Below are 19,101 nucleotides of genomic sequence, written 5' to 3' on the forward strand. Positions count from 1 at the left end.
GAGACGCCTTTTTTATCGAATTTTTCAGCTATTTCGGCTCTAGTAGTAGAGTTTTACAACTTCAAACCGCTTTACGCTTTACCCTTTACAATAATCGTGTGGTGATCAGATAGATTATTGTCCCGGCATAATTTCCCACCACATAGCCGACCGTTCCGATCACTAAAATGGGGCCCACCAGAGTCCGCCACCCCTTGCTAATCGCCATCGCTGCTGCTGTTGTCGGGCCGCCGACATTGGCATTACAGACTAGAAGAATCTCCTCTAAACTAAACTTAAAGAGACGCCCTAAAACAAGGCTTACAACGAGATTCACAAGCATAATGAGAACAACAAAGAGTAGTAACAGTGGCGCATTTTGAATAATCATCGGAATCGATGCCGGAATTCCGATCACGACAAAAAAGAGATAGACCATATAGGTTCCTAGCTCTTGGCTCCCATTTAACTTTTGGAAAGGTTTCTGAAAAAGGAAGATTACAACAAACGTTAAGGTGGTTAGAATTAGGTAAGGATCGGTAATAAAGCTCACTAAAATCTCCAGAAGTAGATGATCTACCATACTTCTTAATGGCTTTAACCAATCTGCAAGGGTAAAAGAGATCGCAACAATCAGGAGTGATGCGCCCATATTAATCGCGATATCTTTTAACGAAATATTTCGGGGTTGCCAATAGCTTGCCGCAAGATTCTCATCCCGATCTGTATCGAGATTCTTCTCAACCTGATCGATATAGGGTGTTTTAAAGCGCTTGCGGAACCAACTCATCGCCGTAATACTCAATAAAAGAATAAAGTAGAGTGCCATAATCAGATTATCTGCCACAATGGTCGAAGCCACCATATCTTTAGAAGGTTCCAGCTTCGCTGTCATCGCCGCAAAGTTAACACCACCGCCGATGTAGGAGGCACTAATCATCCCGCTGATTTTATCTAGTTCAGGAATCCAATCTTTAAAGATAAAGAAGGCGATAAACGCGCCCACCATTGTCCCCACAGAGCTCAAAAGAAAGATAAAGAGCAAGCGCCGGCTCTCTGTAAAGATACTCTTCACATTGACCTGAAAGAGCAGTAGCGGAATTGCAATTGGTACAACATATCCCCACACCATATCGTAAACGGCGGCATCTGTTGGGATAATCTTAAAACTTGAAAATGTGATTGCAATAATCAGCGCAATCACCGCGCCGGGAACTTTTGCAGACCACTTATAACGTTGCTCAATCACAATAGATGCCGAAGCAACAACAAATAGAAAAGCCAATAGTAGCCATGTCTGATCGGCTGATATTAAGGTCTCCATACTCCCTCCTCTTTTAATATCTCTTTTAATATCTTTTTTAGTATATTTTAGATAAATCTGTTTTTAGTGTTACTGGACGCTATTGGATAGTTTCTAGTAATTTTTTACTTACTCTTTTAATAGTCTTTTAATAATCTTTTAACCGCTCTTTTCTACTATATCTTCTCTATTATTTATCATTGTGCCGAGAGAGAAGCAATACCATAAAAAGCCTGCTTTCCTCGATAATATCCCCAGAGCTGATTGCCAAAATCGAAATGCCACCATTCAGAGGGGAGATTTGTAAAGCCCATCGCCGTCATCCCATTGATTAAAAGTCTTCGATAATCTCGAATATCTCTATCTTCCACATCAGTCGTATTCTCCTCAAAATAGTGACTCCAGGAAGCTTCCTCCATCGCATCAAAAGAGGTTCCCATATCGATCTCACTCTCTGTCGTTAGATCAAAGAGGGTTAAATCGATCGATCCTCCCGTCAGATGAGGACTTGGTGCAAGAGGATCTGCACTCGGCTTTGCAACAAATTGATCCAATAGATCTTCGATCTGATCTTTATTAAAATCGGGATAAGATCGCTCGAGATCCTCACGAAAATTGTGACGCAATGATTCCTGCACCGCTACCGGGCGCCAACCATCAAGAAGTAGTAACCCTAAGTTTTCAGGCAATTGATCGATCAATTGCTCTAAGCGCTCTAAAACAGATTGTCGAAGATAGATCGATTCCAGAGCGCCTGAGATTCCATCATGATAGTAAGCGCTATAGACTCTCATTCGAGTCGTCGGCATCACCTTTACTAGTGGTTCTTGATGAAGCTGATGAGTTGAATCGATCTCGATCTTCCCCACCTTTTCCCATGCAAGATGATTTTTTACAATCGGCGTTTTAAGCCAATCTTCCACCAACATATTCCCTCCTTCACTATTTCATATTATTTAAACAACAGACTTTTTAGAATCCTTAGAGTCTTTAGAATCGTTAGGAATCATTGAAACGACTCACCCGATTTCACTCCTCCTACTCATTTGTATCATATTCACCATAACCAAGAGTAATAGATCTTAAAACGAAATGGGATACCAACCTATGGGCATGCGGTTGCGATAAGAGTGAAGCCGCTCTCTCCTGCCCCTCCAGAAATCGTCTTAGAGGATATCAATTAAAAACAGAGGCTGAACGCTGCCGGTCCTCACTATCGCGTTTTTCCAGAAATCTCACGCCGGCAGTTGGCGATCTTCGATCACCTATTATGACTATTTGTTGATAAAAAAGTTTGTTGAGTTGCCGGAGAGCACCCCTGTATGCTTCTATAAATTTCGTGCCGGCAAATGGCTATCTCTCTATCACCGGCAGATATTGTTTAACTGCTGTTTAAGAACTATTTAATAACCGTTCAAATCATATTTAATTATTTTCCCGGCATCAAGGATGCCGACCTGCGGGCATACGGTCGTGATAAGAGCGAGATAGTAGGTTCCCGCGGCTCCACTGACCTTCTTAAGGACGATTGATTCAAAAAAGAGTCTGAACGCTGCCGGATCTCACCATAGTGCTCTTCCAGAAACCACGCGCCGGCAGTTGGCAATCTTCGATCACCTGTTATGACTATTTGTTGATGGAAAAAAGTGTGTTGAGTTGCCGGAGATCACCCCTGTATGCTTCTATAAATTTCGTGCCGGCAAATGGCTATCTCTCTATCACCGGCAGATATTGTTTAACTGCTGTTTAAGAACTATTTAATAACCGTTCAAATCATATTTAATTATTTTCTCGGCATCAAGGATGCCGACCTGCGGGCATACGGTCGTGATAAGAGCGAGATGGTTCTCTCCCGCGGCTCAACAGATTTTCTTATGAGTTGAATCTATTAAACAAAAGAGGCTGAACGCTGCCGGATCTCACCATAACGCTCTTCCAGAAACCACGTGCCGGCAGTTGGCAATCACTCGATTACCAGTAAACTTTCTCGGCATCAAGGATGCCGACCTGCGGGCATGCAGTTGTAATAAGAGCAAGATGGTTCTCTCCCACTGCCCCGCTGACCTTCTTGAGGATAATTGATTCAAAAAAGAGTCTGAATGCTGCCGGATCTCACCATAGCGTTCTTCTCAAAATCACGCGCCGGCAGTTGGCAATCACTCGATTACCAGAAAACTTTCTCGGCATCAAAGATGCCGACCTGCGGGCATGCGGTTGTGAAAAGAGCGAGATGGTAGGTTCCCGCCCTTCCGCTGATTCTCTTACCTATTGAAAAATCAAATAAAAAATCCCGTACCACACACATTAGTACGAGATTTACAATATCTTACAAATTACTTTTAAAAATAAGAGTAATAAGCGCATTACCGAGATTATTAATAGATCTCAATACTAAATATTCTTATCTTCCTCTTTTTCTAGTAAAGCTCGACATATCTTGGCCTCTTTAAGCGCATTTTTTGCCTCATAAGAGGAGAGATGTCTATGTAGATAATAATCTGCCTTAACCCTATTTCTCCGTTGTTGCTCTAATCTCAATCCAAATGATCTCAAAGTTTTTGAGTCAACTTTTTCATTGAGATGCTCTTTTGTATCGCAAAGATAATTGATTAAATTCTGTTGCTTTTTAGGTGCATTGAGAACAAAAGAATTGATCAAATGTAAAGAAGAATAATATGAACGAGATACTACATTTCGATATTCGATCTCTCGACTTGCGCTCTTAAACAGGTCTTCAGCAAAATTCAAAAAATCAATACTTTTAACCGCCATATTACCTCTGATATTTAAAGATTCCTAATCATATCAAATGTTGCAGTAAATACCTTTCCATCAAGTTGTTCTAACTGAGATAATCGATCTGCCAATTCTCCATTTAACTCTGGGATAAGCATCACATCTTTTTCTGACTTCAGAGCAAAAACAATAGCATTGAGACCATGTTCCTCATCAACCTCAAAAGTAATTTTAGGATAGGTTATAAAAGAATATTGATGGCAAATGGCTTGATAGATCTTCCCAATTAATTGAAGCATCTCTCCTGAAAAGAGCATATTCTGCATAAAGGCAAGGTATTGTGCTTTTAAAAAGCGATAATAATCACTCTCCTCATTTTTTAATTTTATGAGGTTGTCAAAAGCGTCTAAGATACCCTCCTCATCTCCTTTTAAAATTGCAAAAAAGAGCTGAAGCTTAGTGATTGAAGCTATACTTACGGGATATTTATCTACAGCACGTATTAAGGCTTCCTCACAAGCATCAAACTTTTTTAATAGAATCAAATAGTAGAGATAATTACTACAAAACTCAGGATCTTCAAAATAAAAAGAGCGTTTAAAATAATCGATTGCCCGCTCAGAATCTCGTTTTACTGCATAATAAAATGCCCAAGCTTGCAGATCATCCATACTTCTCTTCGGGATTTTATTAATTTCAAGATAATAAGCGAACTCCTCAGGCGTCTCCGGTTCTATATAATTCTCCTCTTCGAGCATTTGAGCAAAGAGCTTTGCTAACTCTGCCGAGTTCTTTTGGGGTAATAACATTAAAACTAATCTTCCTTTTTAACCCTATCAATAGATTTTATGAGACGCACTAACATTGCATCAACCGACTTTAACCACAATGAATTAACGTTAATTTAAACTAAATTTAATAAGGCTGTGCAATGCAAGCACCCAATAGTTATCGCCTAATATAGATATCTAATATAAGATATCTATATTAGTACATTAGATATAACATGATTGAATCATTAACTATTATAGTCAATTGCTGCACTTTAATGTATTTCCACTATCATCTTCTGTAAAAAGCGACCATTAAGAAAAACAAGCCGCTGCATCGATATTATCGGTAATGACGCTATCGACTCCCATCTTGAGGAGTTGATCAATCTCGATAATCTCATCAACTACTGTCACAAATAGAAGATAACTTTCCTGCCGGCAACGCTCGACAAGTTGTGGAGTGACAAACTCCTTAGGGATAATAAGCGCACTACATTTTAAGTTTTTGAGTAATGAAAAGAGCGCTTCTCTATCAACGTCTCTATCAACTTCTCTATTCACTCCTCTATCTAAAAAACGATTATCGTCAGGATCGACAATATAACCTCGTGGAATCCAGGGTTGGGCAGTAAAGGCCCCCTCTAAAATCAGGGGAGAGCTCGAGGTGATGAGAAATTGATTTTTAATACAATAATCGGTCGGTCCATCGAGCATCTCATTGAAGAGGCGCTCAAAGAGTCGATCGAGATCCTCATCAAAGAGAATATCAACACAAGCATCAAGACGATCAATAATCTTACGATAGAGTCTTTCAGCCACTATTCGCCCCAATTCCCTATCATCTATCGCGCCACTTTTCACCTCAATATTGAGTCGGCAATAATTACTAATAATAAAGTTTACAACTGCCTCAAAACGGGGGATTGATTCTCCCATATAGAGTGGTGAATAGTAAGAGCCTGCCTCTAACTTAGAGAGTTGATCCCAGCTCAATTCATCTGCTCTACCATAACCATTGGTCGTTCTCTCAAGATCAGCATCATGAAGGAGAAAGAGTTCCCGATCCTCAGAACAGCGAATATCACAGGTAAAGTAGCGATACCCTTCTTGAAAGGCGTGACGAAATGCCGCTAATGTATTCTCCGGCGCACTCTTTCCGGCACCCCGATGAGCGATCACTTTAGGTTCAGTTGAAAGTCCTTTTTGATATAAAGACATAATATTGTCCTCTTTAATGTAGGTAGTAGAGGTGATTTCTCGCCTCTTTCTCTATTAGATCGCTTTCTATCGAAAAATACTATTTAATACTTTTTATGATTCTCTTTAAATTAATTTAAATAATATCGATTATCAATAACAAAAGACACTTAATACCAATAAAATTAAGTAGTTACTATTAAAAGCATGATTAAGTAAGTGCGCCTAAATGAGCACAATTAAATATTTATCACTATATAAATATGATTAGATGGATATGATTAGATTAATATAATTAAGTTAATATAGTTGCATCAATATAATCACATATCAAGCAGGTTACTATTATTAAAGAGTTAGCTTGAAACATCCCCTGCTATAATCGCTGAACTTTCCTATTAGTATATAACGAGCATAAATCGGAAATTACCTAGATTATTGAGGATTATCCCGTCAAAAAACATTATAATGGTGGAATATTACGATAACGTTAAGAAGAGAGATCAAGCATGAGCGAAGAGAAATTATTGGAAGAGAAAGCATTACAAACCGTTACCCCAACAGAGATGGCAGAATTTGATGAAGGGAAAGAACTCCCGGTGAAGAAGGAAGATCTTGTTCGAATCAATGCTATTTCTGAGACAATCAATATCGATAATCCCGCTGAAGTGATGGCTTACGGAGTTAAGCCGATGGAAGAGATCGCTAAATTTGCCGATACACTTTTAGATCGGGTAAAAGGTAAAGATTCAGGCGTTATTGGTGATCAGCTCTCTTCCCTTATTATGAAAATTCGAGAGTATGATCCGCTCTCTGCTGAAGAGAAGAGTGGTAACTTTCTTGCAAAATTACCCATTATTGGCTCCCTCTTTAAAAAAGGGGTGGAAGCGAAGATCGATCATATGTCGTTAACCTCACAAGTCGATTCAATTGCAAGTCATCTCGATAACTCAATGGTGGGGCTTTTAAGAGATAATGAACGCCTCGAACAGCTCTATCTTAAAAACTTCGATTACTATAAAGAGGTGAGTCTCTTTGTTGAAGCAGGAAAAGCGAAGGTTAAAGAGATTAAGGAGACTCAACTACCGGCACTTCAAAAAGCTGCGGATGAATCGAAAGATCTTTTAGACGCGCAAAAAGTGAAGGATCTTATGGAAAACCTGAATCGTTTTGAACGCCGTTTACACGATCTTGAGATCTCAAAAACGATCTCCATGCAGACAGCCCCCCAAATTCGAATTATTCAAAATAATAATCAACAGCTTGCAGAGAAGATTCAAGGAAGTATTCTTTCAACGCTGCCGATCTGGAAGAGTCAAATCGTTCTCTCCCTCTCACTCGATGAGCAAGGTCGTGCCGCACAGTTGCAGAAAGATGTCTCCGATACCACTAATGAGTTACTTCGTAAAAATGCGGCAGCATTACAGCAAAACTCCATTGCAACAGCAAAAGAGGTGGAGCGCTCAATTGTTGATATTGAGACAATCCGTGAAGTCCAAACTCGCTTAGTCGATACGATTGAAGAGACGATGAAGATCGCAACAGAAGCGAGACGTCGTCGTGCAGAAGTTGAGGTGGAATTGGGTCAGATGGAAGAGAATCTCCGTGAGCGTATTAGCTCTGTTGTCGATAAGTACAATAGCTAATCACTAGAGCTGATGACAATAACTCATCAATCATCAATGATGATCATTCACATCAACTTATTACTTGAAAGCAATTACTTAAAGGCGATCACTTAAAAGCTATCTCTTTTGAGTGATCACTTTTAGCTGATCCATTTTGTATCTATGAGTCCTCTATGAGCCAATATCGTCAGTCACATAACTCTCGTTCTGAGCGTACCAATGAGCTTCCCTTTGAACGTCGTGCCGCACAAAAAGCAGCAACGGAGCGAAGCTCCCTCAAAGGGGCTTCTCTTAAAGAGCGATTTCGCTACGCCCAAGAACGAGCGATGGATCTCTCCCCCTCTCATCGAGAGAGCAGAAGGGAGGAGAAGCGTCACGCTACAAATCAAAATGCTCCATATGATCAGGAGATCTTCAATAGCCTCAATAGTGCTTTTAGCCGCGGTATTGAAGGCGCTAAAGCGACCTTTAATCGCCTAGTTGATCATGCAAAAGCATTTATTGCCGGCATCGGTGTGGAGATTGCGCGTATCTTTATCCCTTCAAGTGATGGAATCACCCCGGGATTTGGTCTACTCGGTAGCTATCTTGGACTAATTATGCTCTTCCCTTCCCGCCCTAATCGTTTTGCATTAGGTGTGGGAATCATTGCCGCAATCATTATGATCTTAAGTGGCTACTGGCCGATCTCCCTTCTGATCGGGGGTATTGTTGCCGCAATTACCGGCATTCGTGATCGAGATATCAATAATCGTGCTTTCTGGTTCACTATTCCTTTAGCGCTTCTCTTTTTAGCGGGGAGTTTAGCAGATCATCCTGCTGCTGCATTCTCGATCTTTCCTGGAATAACCTCTTCGGCACTTGCGGTAACCCTACTCTTTGGGTTATTAGCACCAAAAAAAATTCGCCGTAAATTTAGTTACCTCTTTATGAGTGAGCGAGAAAAACAAGCCTATATCGAGACAGAGCGAGAGATCGAAGCAGAGCTTGCCGCCCTTCGTCGTGCGGAGAAGTTAGAGGCAGAAAAGGCAGCAAAATATGCACTTTTTGGGCGACATATTGAGCTTCTTGAAAAGATTGAGTTGCTAGTCGACCGCCTTCCTCACGATATTGCCGATCAAGTGGTCGAGATCAGCTATTCTGCCTCAAAAATCATTAAAGCGATGGAGCGAGATCCCCGTGATGTCTTAGTGGGAGGCCGCTTCTTAAATCGTTATCTTCCGCTGATTCAAGAGAATCTGCAGAAATATCTTACCGTCATGGAGTATGCCTCACGCGATAAGCAGATCGAACTTCATCAGGAGATTCTCCGCTCTATGCAGACCTTGCAACAGGCATTTGACACCCTTTCAGATGAGTTGGTCGAGAATGATCTCCATGATCTTAAAGTTGATACCACGGTGATTGATAAGTTATTACGAAGCCAAGGTTTTGAGGTTGATCGCCATTAATCAGATCCTATCGATATCTCTCTTGAAGCAGCAGAATGCACACAAATATCGCTATAATCTGATGCTATAATCTGATATGTAATGATACCCAGTGATATGTAAACGCCCCTTTCTAAGGGGCGTAACTATGGATAAGCGATAAAGAAATAAGCGATAAAGAACTCAATCACATCGATCTAAAGAGAAAGCGTCTAAAGAGAATTAAAATTAACGTAACCAATTATTCTCGGGGTCAATTCCGAGCTCTTTTCGTTCAAGAGCCGTAGGCTCTACTCCACCTCTCACAAGGAAGTTTTTAAAGTCGAAGAGATGGGGATCGGCCAGTTGTGAGGGCTTAATATTAGTGATCGCACGAAAGATCGAATCAATTCTACCCGGATATTCTGCTTCCCATGCAGCTAACATCTGCTTTGTACTTTGCCGTTGCAATCCATCTTGTGAACCGCAGAGGTTGCATGGAATAATGGGGAATTGACGCAACTGTGCATACTTAATCAGATCGCTCTCACTACAGTAAGTCAGCGGACGGATAACAATATTTTCTCCATCATCACTCTCTAATTTAGGGGGCATCGCTTTTAAAACGCCACCAAAAAAGAGATTCATAAAGAGTGTTTCCACAATATCATCACGATGATGACCAAGCGCGATCTTATTAAAGCCCTTCTCTTTCGCATATTGATAGAGCACACCCCGACGTAGACGAGAGCAGAGGCTACAAGTAGTCTTCCCTTCAGGGATAAGGCGTTGCACCACCGAGTAGGTATCCTGCTCTAAAATTTCAAAAGGGACATTGATAGAGTGGAGATAATTGGGCAAAATCTCCTCCGGAAACCCGGGTTGCTTCTGATCGAGATTGACAGCAAAGAGCTCAAAATTAACCGGTGCCTGCTTCTGTAGCTTTAGAAGAAGATCTAAGAGCGCATAAGAATCCTTTCCTCCAGAGAGGCAGACCATCACGCGATCACCCTCTTCAATCATCTGATAATCCATAATCGCGCGCCCCACATTACGACGGAGACGTTTTTCTAACTTTTTTTCAGAAACGGATAGACTCACCGGATTCACCTTTTTACTATGATTTTAATCGCTCGTCATTGTATAGCCTATCCTCAATAATTTCCATTACTGATAATAGAGATACCGTTAATAATCTATAACGATGCAACTCAGTAAGAAAATTCGTGGATATGCGGGAACCTACCATCTTGCTCTTATCACGACCGCATGCCCGCAGGTCGGCATCCTTGATGCCGAGAAATAGTATCGATATGGAGTAATATTTGTCGGTGATTGAGATCACCAACTTGCCGGCGCGCAGTTTATGGAAGAACGCGATAGTGAGATCCGGCAGCGTTCAGCCTCTTTTATTTAATAGATTCAACCCATAAGAAAATCTGTTGAGTCGCGGGAACCTACCATCTCGCTCTTATCACGACCGTATGCCCGCAAGTCGGCATCCTTGATGCCGAAAAATTTCTGGTGATCGAAGATCGCCAACTGCCGGCGCGCAGTTTATGGAAGAACGTGATAGTGAGGACCGGCAGCGTTCAGCTTCTGTTTTAATTGATAACCTCTAAGACAATTTCCGGAGGGGCGGGAACCAACCGTTTCATTCTTATCACTACTACATGCCCGCAGGTCGGCATCCTTGATGCCGAGAAAGTTTTCCGGTAATCGAGTGATTACCTTCTGCCGGCGCGCAGTTTATGGAAGAACGTGATAGTGAGGACCGGCAGCGTTCAGCCTCTTTTGTTTAATAGATTCAACCCATAAGAAAATCTGTTGAGTCGCGGGAACCTACCATCTCGCTCTTATCACGACCGTATGCCCGCAAGTCGGCATCCTTAATGCCGAAAAATAGTATCGATATGGAGTAATATTTGTCGGTGATTGAGATCACCAACTTGCCGGCGCGCAGTTTATGGAAAAATGTGATAGTGAGATCCGGCAGCGTTCAGCCTCTTTTGTTTAATAGATTCAACCCATAAGAAAATTTGTTGAGTCGCGGGAACCTACCGTTTCATTCTTATCACTACTGCATGCCCGCAGGTCGGCATCCTTGATGCCGAGAAATAGTATCGATATGGAGTAATATTTGTCGGTGATTGAGATCGCCAACTTGCCGGCGTGCAGTTTATGGAAGAACGTGATAGTGAGATCCGGTAGCGTTCAGCTTCTGTTTTAATTGATAACCTCTAAGACAATTTCCGGAGGGGCGGGAACCAACCGTTTCATTCTTATCACTACTGCATGCCCGCAGGTCGACATCCTTGATGCCGAGAAAGTTTTCCGGTAATCGAGTGATTGCCTTCTGCCGGCGTGAGATTTCTGGAAAAACGCGATAGTGAGATCCGGCAGCGTTCAGCCTCTTTTGTTATAAAGTTTTAACAAGTGGAGGAATCATCCGCTCTTACTAAGGCTGCACCACACTGTTTACAATGGTATTGTGCTTCCCCCCGTAAGAGACGATTATGCCGAATTGTAGTTAACTGATGCGTTTGACAGCCACAATGATAAGAGAACTTTTGATATTGTCGCGTACGGCTATTCTCTGTGGAGAATTGATGCGTTCGATTTGCCGGCACCGCTAGGATCTCCTCCATCATCCAACGCCATTCAGCACCATGTGGCGCTACATCACCGGCTAAAGCATAGACTAAGAGATGGGCATATTCATGAGGCACCACCTCATCAATAAAGGCTTGACCATTTTCTGCTAAAAGTATTGGATTAAAACGGAGCTCCCAACGCTGAAGATGCGCAGTTCCGGCACTCTTTCCGCGAAGATGAAACGAGATTTTAGGATAGAGATCTTTGGTAGCGATTGCCAAACGAGGGGCTATTCGCGCACGAAAGGAGCTCGCCATACAGCGTGATTGAGAAGCGCTGTGTAATTTGCCAATCCTTTTTTGTAACTGCTTAAATTCTTTGACGGATAATCGCTCCGCAAGCGTCGCCATTGCAGTCGCTTCAACTGACTTCACCTTCTCTAATAGAGAAAGCAAGAGCGCCTCTCCATCTGAAGAGGCGTCTAATAGTAGGGATTGACCAATAACTTCTATCTTCTCTCTCATGATATTATGCTATCTATCGATCCTTCGATATCGCCACAATTAGGGATCGGTAAACTCTCGTGTTAAATCGAAGACCGTCAGATTCTCCTTCTCTGCACGGCTATACTCTTTACGGAACTTGCCATCTTTTAGAAGAATAGTGCGATCACCATAACGAATCGCATGCTCCATATTGTGAGTAATCATAACACAGGTGAGCGATTGATCCCGTACTAACTTATCCGCTAATGCCATCACATTTTCTGCAATTTTAGGATCGAGCGCGGCTGTAATCTCATCAAGTAATAAAATCTTAGATTCTGCCACAATCGACATCACAAGACTTAATGCTTGGCGTTGACCGCCGGAGAGATTTGTTACAGTTTCGTTGAGTCGATTTTCTAAATTCATATCAAGAAGCGCTAACTTCTCTTGAAAGAAATGGCGCCGCTCACGATTATTAAAAAGAGAGAAGCCTCGGCGTCCACCACGCTTATAGGAGAAAGCCATATTCTCTAAAATGGTCATATTCTCCATAGTCCCGACACGGGGATCTTGCATCACAATAGAGACCCATTTTGCCCGCTCCTGTTGAGAACTCTTGGTGACATCAACACCATCGATTAAAATTTTGCCCTTCTCCGGCTTCATAAAACCAGAAATGGTATTGAAAACTGTCGATTTACCGGCGCCATTCCCACCGATAATCACGACAAATTCCCCTTTTTTAACCTCAAGTGAGAGATCTTCTAAGATTGTCCGCTCAAGCTGTGTCCCTTTACCAACAACAAGCTTAATACCCTCTAATTTTAGCATCGACGCTTTCCTCCCGGCATCGCCATAATGATAATAATCAGAAGACCGGCGATCAGGTTGAAGTCGTAACTCTTCAAATTGAGGAATTCTGCATGGAGTGCAAGACCTGTGACAATACGATAGACGATCGAACCGACAATACAGCTCAATAACTTAATCCACATTGAACGAAAAGGAAGGATTCGCTCCCCAATGATTACGGCGGCAAACCCGGCAATAATGGTGCCGATACCGGCAGAGATATCGGTAAACCCTTGCTGCTGACTAAAGAGTGCGCCCCCCATCGCAATAAGCGCATTTCCCATCGCAACACCTAAAATCACCATCCATTTAACATTAACTCCACCATTGAGACAGAGACGTTTATTTTGCCCAACAGCACGGATCGAAAGCCCTAAATCGGTATTGAGAAGATAACTAAAGAGCGCAATCAAAATAACCGCAATCCCACCTAAAACTACCAAATTATTGGTAATAAAGATGGTCGGTGACATCAATAGAGAGATATTGGGCGTCCCATTCATCACATGGAGATTGATAGAATAGAGCATAAATGCCACTAAGATCCCGGCAAGAAGATCGGTCACCTTAAAAAAGCTATTTAAGATTCCCGTCAATGCACCGGCAAGTGCGCCACCCATCAGGGCGAAGACCAGAGAAAGAAAGGGATCAACCCCTGCTTTGATTAAAACGGAAGAGATGGCAGCTCCTAATACGAAGCTACCATCACAAGTTAGATCTGGAAAGTCGATAATTCTAAAAGTGAGGTAGATCCCCATCCCGACAATTCCATAAATGAACCCGAGTTCCAGGCTCATAATCAATTCACTTAAACTCATCCTATATCCTAATTTTGTTGAACGGCTTCCGCTTTTCCATCTTTAATGATGACAGCTGCCGCCTCAACAACCTCTTTAGGAAGTGTTAAGCCAAGCTTATTAGCGGTATCCATATTAATAACGAGCTCCATCTTATCAGGAAATCCGACGGGAATTGTATTAATATCTTGACCATCTAAAATGTCGGCAATCATCTCTGCGGTATCGATTCCTAACTGATATTGATTAGGACCTAATGCCGCTAAAGGACCTGAAAGAACAGCATCGGTATCGGCAACGAATACAGGTTTACCTGCTTTAATGCCAGCGATAACAATACTCTCTAAAGCTGCGAGCGCAGTATTATCACCATAGATAAAGATTGCATCTGTCTGATTTGCAAGGCGCGTAGCCGCTTGAGGGACATCCGCCGTACGATTGACCGATTGTGTCACTACCTCTAAGCCAAAATCTGGCGCTGCTTCTTCAAGATCTTTCAATTGGGTAATGGAATTTGCTTCACCGGGATTGTAGATAAAACCGATCTTCTTCATCTCGGGTAAAACTTCTTTAAACATCGCTAATTGCGGAGCGACTTCAACATAGTTCGACATACCGGTCACATTATTATTACCATTTTCGAGTGCCGGCACTAAACTTGCACCGACAGGATCAGTAATAGAGCTAAAGACCATCTTTGTCTTCCCTTCCATCGCCGGTTTTACTAAACTCTGCGCTGAAGGCGTTCCAATTCCGACAGTAACATCGGCATTTTGAGCAACAAACTTTGTTGAAATCTGTGCAGCTAATGCAACGTTTGCTTGAGCAGATTCGACGATAAAGTCGAGATTCTCCCCTTCAATATATCCTCGCTCCTTAAGACCATCACGAATTCCTTTTGCGGTCGCATCAAGTGCCGGATGTTCCACAATTTGATTGACATAGACCTTCTTCATCTCATCTGCAAATGAGAGTCCTGTTGCCAATGTGGCACTTAATAGCACTGCAAGTAACTTTTTCATGATCGCTCCTAATGATTATTTTGCCTTCGCTTTTCTACTTCGCTTTTTCAGTTCACTATTACTTCGTTTTGACTTCACCTCTGAAGCTTATGGCGCCGTATTGTGAATTAAGCCTCTATTTTTGTACTACTGTGGTGATACAGTATTACAATTCCAAAAGTGTGTCAATCTTTTTCAATTTTTCCAAGGCTCATTTTATAAGGGAGAAGAAATCATTGATCCATCTATGAAACTTATAGACCATAAGTTATAAACCATAGGGAAGCATAAAGTATTATAAGTAGTATAAAAAAATGCCGAGACTAAGCTCGGCATCATAAAAGTTAATATATTGATTTAACTACATTTGATTTAACTACATAGAGTTAACCACATAGGTAATATCGATCGATAGCAAACAGAGATCTCATCGAAGCTTCTGCCCCTCTCTAGATCTTCTCCTCTTCCTTCATTCTTCCTAATACAAGACGATAACCATGATTTTTCTCTTCATTAATAAAACGTGCTACACGACCAATTGTGGTTAAGCTTGCTGAGGTCAATGCATGAATTTCTCGATAGGAGAGATCTTCCCGCTCAAGCAACTGGCATACCTTCCATCTTTCAACCACTGAGGAGAGCTCTTTTGGCGTTAAGAGATCCTTTAAAAAAGATAACATCTCATCGGTATCTTTTAACTTCAAAAAGGCATCACACAACGATTTATCAAAATCGATCTCTTCTAGACGCTGCTCTAATACTGCAAGATGCTCTTTACTCATAACGCTCCCTCACTTCTTGTTTTATATGAGTACTTCAACAGGTACTCTCAATTTGTACTTTCAACCTTATACCTTAGATAGATACTTCTAGTAGGTCTAATAGATCCGATAGATCCAATAGATCCCTAATAGACTCTAAAGACCTAGGTATTTTAGTCAGTCTCTTATTTTTATTCTTAGGAAGAATACTTTACGCGAATTATTGTTTTATGAATAATTTTATTCACCATTTTAACCGATTCTTTTAGAGCGCTCTACCCTCTTTCCCAGATGAGTCATGAGTCGTCAATTCTGCCCCATTCTCCTTCTCTTTCGGATGAGATATCTCTTCGATCACAGGTGCTGCAGCAACTGCTTGCTCTTTTTTTGTTAACTTCACAATTCGATCATCTTCTACAGGATGAGTTGCTTGATAGAGCGCCATCTCAAGCTCACTGTTGTAGTGTTTAATCTGCTCAATACTCCAAGAGAAATAACGTGCCATAAAACGCACGACCTCCACTTGATACTGCACCATCTGAGCAAGATTAAAATAGAGCATTCCCGTACGACGAATAAAAAAGTCACTCGGTCTTAAAAGGGATTCATGCTCTAAAGCATAACGAAGCTGTAGATAGAGAGGTAGTGGCAATCCCTGCATCTCTTCAGGCGAAGCTGTTTTAGCAATATTGAAGAGTTGGTCGATATTGCTACCATAGATCAACGCTAATTGACGCGCCTCCTCTTCTGTTAAATTGGCAGCGATGCCTGCTTCAACCGCTTTTTCAATAAATTGCGCAAACCCTTCACTCCCTCCCACATCACCGCCGGAGATCGGTAGCGTCATCGTTTGGCATGCACCAAATGTTTTTCCCTTTTCGCTTCCCAATTTTGCCACAATCTCATCAACAACTGATTCCGCTAATTCCCGATACCCCGTTAATTTACCGGTTGTGACAGTGACTAAACCATCGCCTGTAATCTTGAGAAGGCTCTTCTCTCCCTTCTTCCCTGTATGGTGCTTATCAATAATGATTGATGCTACACCTGCCCAAGAAGATTCGATCGATTCCGTTGTAAGATTGAGTGCCGGTAAATATTGATTGATCAATGCTAAGAGCCTTGCTTGATCTGTCGTCGAAACTGCTGGCGTTTCTCGCTTACCTTCATAAAGGGAGCTACTCACACCAACATAGGTCTTATCACCGCGCGGGATAGCACATACCATCTGCTTATTATCTTCGGTATCAAAAAAGAGAGCATCTTCAAGGGGGAAATCTTTCTGATCAAAGACAAGATGGGCTCCTTTGATATAACGCACTTCCATCCCATCAACAATCGCTTCCGGAGAGAAATCGTAAGCCCATGCGCCAGTGGCATTGAGAACGATATCCCCTTCAACAAGGTAGGTATTTTGGGTCATTCGATCTTTAGCAACAACGGCTTCAACATAGCCATTAGGATCATAATTAAAGGATTGTGCTTCAAGGTAATTGAAGCAATGAGCCCCCATCTCTACAGCTCTTTTGATAATCTCCAACGTTAAGCGCGCATCATCGGTACGATACTCAACATATTCAGCAGCGCCGCGTAAACCTTCCGCTTTCAGTTGGGGAATCTTCTTTAAGACCTCTTCACGACGATAGATCTGTCGGCGCTCATCTTTCTGCACGCCGGCAAGATAGTCATACACTTTCAGACCGATCGATGTAGTCAATCGCCCAAAACTTCCCCCTTTATAGAAGGGAATCAGCATCTTCTCTCGACGAATCACATGGGGGGCATTCTCATAGAGCGTCGCGCGCTCTTTTCCCGTCTGCATCACATTCTTAATTTGAAGCTTCTTCAGATAGCGCAATCCACCATGAATCATCTTTGTTGAGCGACCACTTGCTCCAGAAGCAAAATCTTCTCTCTCTAACAATGCAACCTTCATCCCTCTTGAAGCAGCATCAAGCGCAATACCGGCACCGGTAATCCCCCCTCCCATAATGACAAGATCATAATGCTCCTGTTTTAAAAGTTGAATATTTTGTCGTCGATCACGTGCGTTAAGCGTCATGAAGATTCCTTTCTCTTTGATCCTAAAATTGATAGGTTGATAGTATCTATCGGGACAATCTGTTAGATAACGTTCTATTAGATACAACCTATTAGATACAACCTATTAGATAATGATATTCATCAGCAAACTCAAAATGAGTTTACTAACAGCTAGCTATTTTACACTGTATAAAGAACACTTTATAAGAAAATAGAGTCAATAAGATGATCTAACCGCAAATCTTTCTCAATTTAAGTGCGATAAACGACAAAATCTCCCTTAAATTGGGTGGTTATGATACCAGCGCTCTCAAGATGACTCTCCAACTTTATTCGCCCTTTCCCATAGCGATGAAACATCTTAACAAAGCGAGCCCATGGTTCGTCACTCGATGCTTCACAAATCGCGATAGCATCCTCTTTCATCGGCATAGGATAGTGAATATGTGCATCTTGAATAACGATATGGATCTTTTCGCTAATCCCTAACTCTCTCAACTTAAGATGGAGCCAGCTCCAAGCGACTAGGAGAGATGCCGTATAGAGACTTCCGCCAAATCCGGTTCCCATATGATTACGATTAGGTGCTAGTGGTACCGCTATAGTCAACTTCTCCTGTACCCATGAGAGCGGTTTAAGTTCTAATGATTGGCTAATTGGGATCTCTCGTGCCAACCAATTTGTTAAATAGTGACAAATATCCTCATCACCTCTTTCTCTCTTCTCATTAGAATTCTTGGGATCTAACTCTACAGGTGGTGCTATTTGCTCTTTTTCCATATTTAATCCTCCTCAATCTTAACTATTCATATTGATCGTATTGATCGATAATCGATGTTATAACTTGCCCTAATTCAACATTTTGAATCTTAACTTCAATCTCAACTTGCAACTTGAATTGAAAACTTGAATTGAATTATAACAAACAGAGGCTGATGAGTTGCCGGATCTCACCATCGCGTTCTTTCAAAAACTACGCGCCGGCAGATTGGCTATCCCCTGTTGCCGGCAAGTTGGCGACTTCAATCATTCGATCTTTCTCGGCATCATCGATGCCGACCTGTGGGCATGCAGTAGAGATAAGAGCGAAATAGTGCTCTCCCGCGGCTCAACGGATCATCTTAAGAATTATTAATGATTAATGAAGACAAAAAGAGGCTGATGAGATGCCGGATCTCACCATCGTGTTCTTTCAAAAATCACGCGCCGGCAATAAATAATCTCTCAATTGCCGATAATCATCATCTCAATCATGGGTTTAAGTAGTTCTGACTCCTCGACATCATCGATGCCAACCTGCGGGCATACGGTCGTGATAAGAGCGAAATAGTGCTCTCCCGCGGCTCCGCTGATCTTCTTAGAGGTTAATATATAGGTTCTGATAACTTCCTCTTATCAGACCCTTTTTAAGATTCTTTATCGTAGCTATTAATAAATACCATAAGATTTTGCCCGTTATATATGTTTTAATATCTTCAGTCGCTCCAGAAGGCTCATAGATAAAGGACTTCAAAAGGAGCAATCTTTAAATCTCACCAA

The 19,101-nt window shown here is 41.8% G+C and carries 17 protein-coding genes; 4 read left to right on the forward strand and 13 right to left on the reverse strand.

What is annotated here, in order from left to right; translation table 11 throughout:
- Nucleotides 1-85 precede the first annotated feature (85 nt).
- The gene (locus DC082_RS03555; protein WP_109235785.1) at nt 86-1,303 is read right to left on the reverse strand and encodes a DUF819 family protein; all 1,218 of its coding nucleotides are present in this window, start codon (nt 1,301-1,303) and stop codon (nt 86-88) included.
- 176 nt (nt 1,304-1,479) lie between these two features.
- Nucleotides 1,480-2,211 (reverse strand): M15 family metallopeptidase, encoded by a 732-nt coding sequence (locus tag DC082_RS03560; RefSeq protein WP_109235786.1) that lies wholly within the window; start codon nt 2,209-2,211, stop codon nt 1,480-1,482.
- A 1,070-nt stretch (nt 2,212-3,281) separates the two neighbouring features.
- On the opposite strand from DC082_RS03560, the gene DC082_RS10640 reads away from it, so the two are divergent.
- On the forward strand, nt 3,282-3,554 hold the full coding sequence (locus DC082_RS10640) for a hypothetical protein (protein ID WP_133243681.1): 273 nt from the start codon (nt 3,282-3,284) through the stop codon (nt 3,552-3,554).
- A 119-nt stretch (nt 3,555-3,673) separates the two neighbouring features.
- On the opposite strand, the gene DC082_RS03565 is transcribed toward DC082_RS10640, so the two are convergent.
- The 3 genes from DC082_RS03565 to DC082_RS03575 form a co-directional block, all read right to left on the reverse strand.
- Nucleotides 3,674-4,054, reverse strand: a complete 381-nt coding sequence (locus DC082_RS03565) for a hypothetical protein (protein ID WP_094567022.1) — start codon at nt 4,052-4,054, stop codon at nt 3,674-3,676.
- Nucleotides 4,055-4,068: 14 nt separating this feature from the next.
- Complete coding sequence (locus DC082_RS03570) at nt 4,069-4,827, reverse strand: hypothetical protein (RefSeq protein WP_109235787.1); 759 nt, start codon at nt 4,825-4,827, stop codon at nt 4,069-4,071.
- Between the two features lie 276 nt (nt 4,828-5,103).
- Nucleotides 5,104-6,009 carry a glycerophosphodiester phosphodiesterase gene (locus DC082_RS03575; RefSeq protein ID WP_109235788.1) on the reverse strand — a complete coding sequence of 302 codons (906 nt, stop codon included), beginning with the start codon at nt 6,007-6,009 and terminating at the stop codon, nt 5,104-5,106.
- Nucleotides 6,010-6,497: 488 nt separating this feature from the next.
- Between DC082_RS03575 and DC082_RS03580 the strand changes: the two genes are divergently transcribed.
- Nucleotides 6,498-7,634 carry a toxic anion resistance protein gene (locus DC082_RS03580; protein WP_229821559.1) on the forward strand — a complete coding sequence of 379 codons (1,137 nt, stop codon included), beginning with the start codon at nt 6,498-6,500 and terminating at the stop codon, nt 7,632-7,634.
- Nucleotides 7,635-7,789: 155 nt separating this feature from the next.
- A complete protein-coding gene (locus tag DC082_RS03585) occupies nt 7,790-9,067 on the forward strand; it encodes a 5-bromo-4-chloroindolyl phosphate hydrolysis family protein (RefSeq protein WP_109235789.1) in 1,278 nt (425 codons plus the stop codon).
- A 207-nt stretch (nt 9,068-9,274) separates the two neighbouring features.
- Here the strand turns inward: DC082_RS03585 and ttcA are convergent, their stop codons facing one another.
- The 8 genes from ttcA to DC082_RS03625 all read right to left on the reverse strand — a co-directional run bounded on the left by ttcA (nt 9,275) and on the right by DC082_RS03625 (nt 18,342).
- On the reverse strand, nt 9,275-10,126 hold the full coding sequence (ttcA, locus tag DC082_RS03590) for a tRNA 2-thiocytidine(32) synthetase TtcA (protein ID WP_229821560.1): 852 nt from the start codon (nt 10,124-10,126) through the stop codon (nt 9,275-9,277).
- A 1,328-nt stretch (nt 10,127-11,454) separates the two neighbouring features.
- Nucleotides 11,455-11,937: a SprT family zinc-dependent metalloprotease gene (locus DC082_RS10995; protein ID WP_109236187.1), complete on the reverse strand. Its 483-nt coding sequence runs from the start codon at nt 11,935-11,937 to the stop codon at nt 11,455-11,457.
- A 246-nt stretch (nt 11,938-12,183) separates the two neighbouring features.
- Nucleotides 12,184-12,939, reverse strand: coding sequence for an ABC transporter ATP-binding protein (locus DC082_RS03600; RefSeq protein ID WP_094567017.1), 756 nt, complete (start codon nt 12,937-12,939; stop codon nt 12,184-12,186).
- A complete protein-coding gene (locus tag DC082_RS03605) occupies nt 12,933-13,757 on the reverse strand; it encodes an ABC transporter permease (RefSeq protein WP_229821562.1) in 825 nt (274 codons plus the stop codon). The genes DC082_RS03600 and DC082_RS03605 overlap by 7 nt, the downstream gene beginning before the upstream one ends.
- Before the next feature lie 29 nt (nt 13,758-13,786).
- Complete coding sequence (locus DC082_RS03610; RefSeq protein ID WP_109235792.1) at nt 13,787-14,779, reverse strand: ABC transporter substrate-binding protein; 993 nt, start codon at nt 14,777-14,779, stop codon at nt 13,787-13,789.
- A gap of 428 nt (nt 14,780-15,207) precedes the next feature.
- The gene (locus tag DC082_RS03615) at nt 15,208-15,540 is read right to left on the reverse strand and encodes a YerC/YecD family TrpR-related protein (protein ID WP_109235793.1); all 333 of its coding nucleotides are present in this window, start codon (nt 15,538-15,540) and stop codon (nt 15,208-15,210) included.
- 244 nt (nt 15,541-15,784) lie between these two features.
- The gene (locus DC082_RS03620; protein ID WP_109235794.1) at nt 15,785-17,581 is read right to left on the reverse strand and encodes a glycerol-3-phosphate dehydrogenase/oxidase; all 1,797 of its coding nucleotides are present in this window, start codon (nt 17,579-17,581) and stop codon (nt 15,785-15,787) included.
- Between the two features lie 233 nt (nt 17,582-17,814).
- On the reverse strand, nt 17,815-18,342 hold the full coding sequence (locus DC082_RS03625; protein WP_109235795.1) for a YiiD C-terminal domain-containing protein: 528 nt from the start codon (nt 18,340-18,342) through the stop codon (nt 17,815-17,817).
- Between the two features lie 155 nt (nt 18,343-18,497).
- Here DC082_RS03625 and DC082_RS10710 point away from each other — a divergent pair, with 155 nt between their 5' ends.
- Nucleotides 18,498-18,656 carry a hypothetical protein gene (locus DC082_RS10710; RefSeq protein WP_157957394.1) on the forward strand — a complete coding sequence of 53 codons (159 nt, stop codon included), beginning with the start codon at nt 18,498-18,500 and terminating at the stop codon, nt 18,654-18,656.
- The last annotated feature ends 445 nt before the right edge of the window (nt 18,657-19,101 follow it).

The organism is Ignatzschineria indica (assembly GCF_003121925.1).
Lineage (GTDB): Bacteria > Pseudomonadota > Gammaproteobacteria > Cardiobacteriales > Wohlfahrtiimonadaceae > Ignatzschineria > Ignatzschineria indica.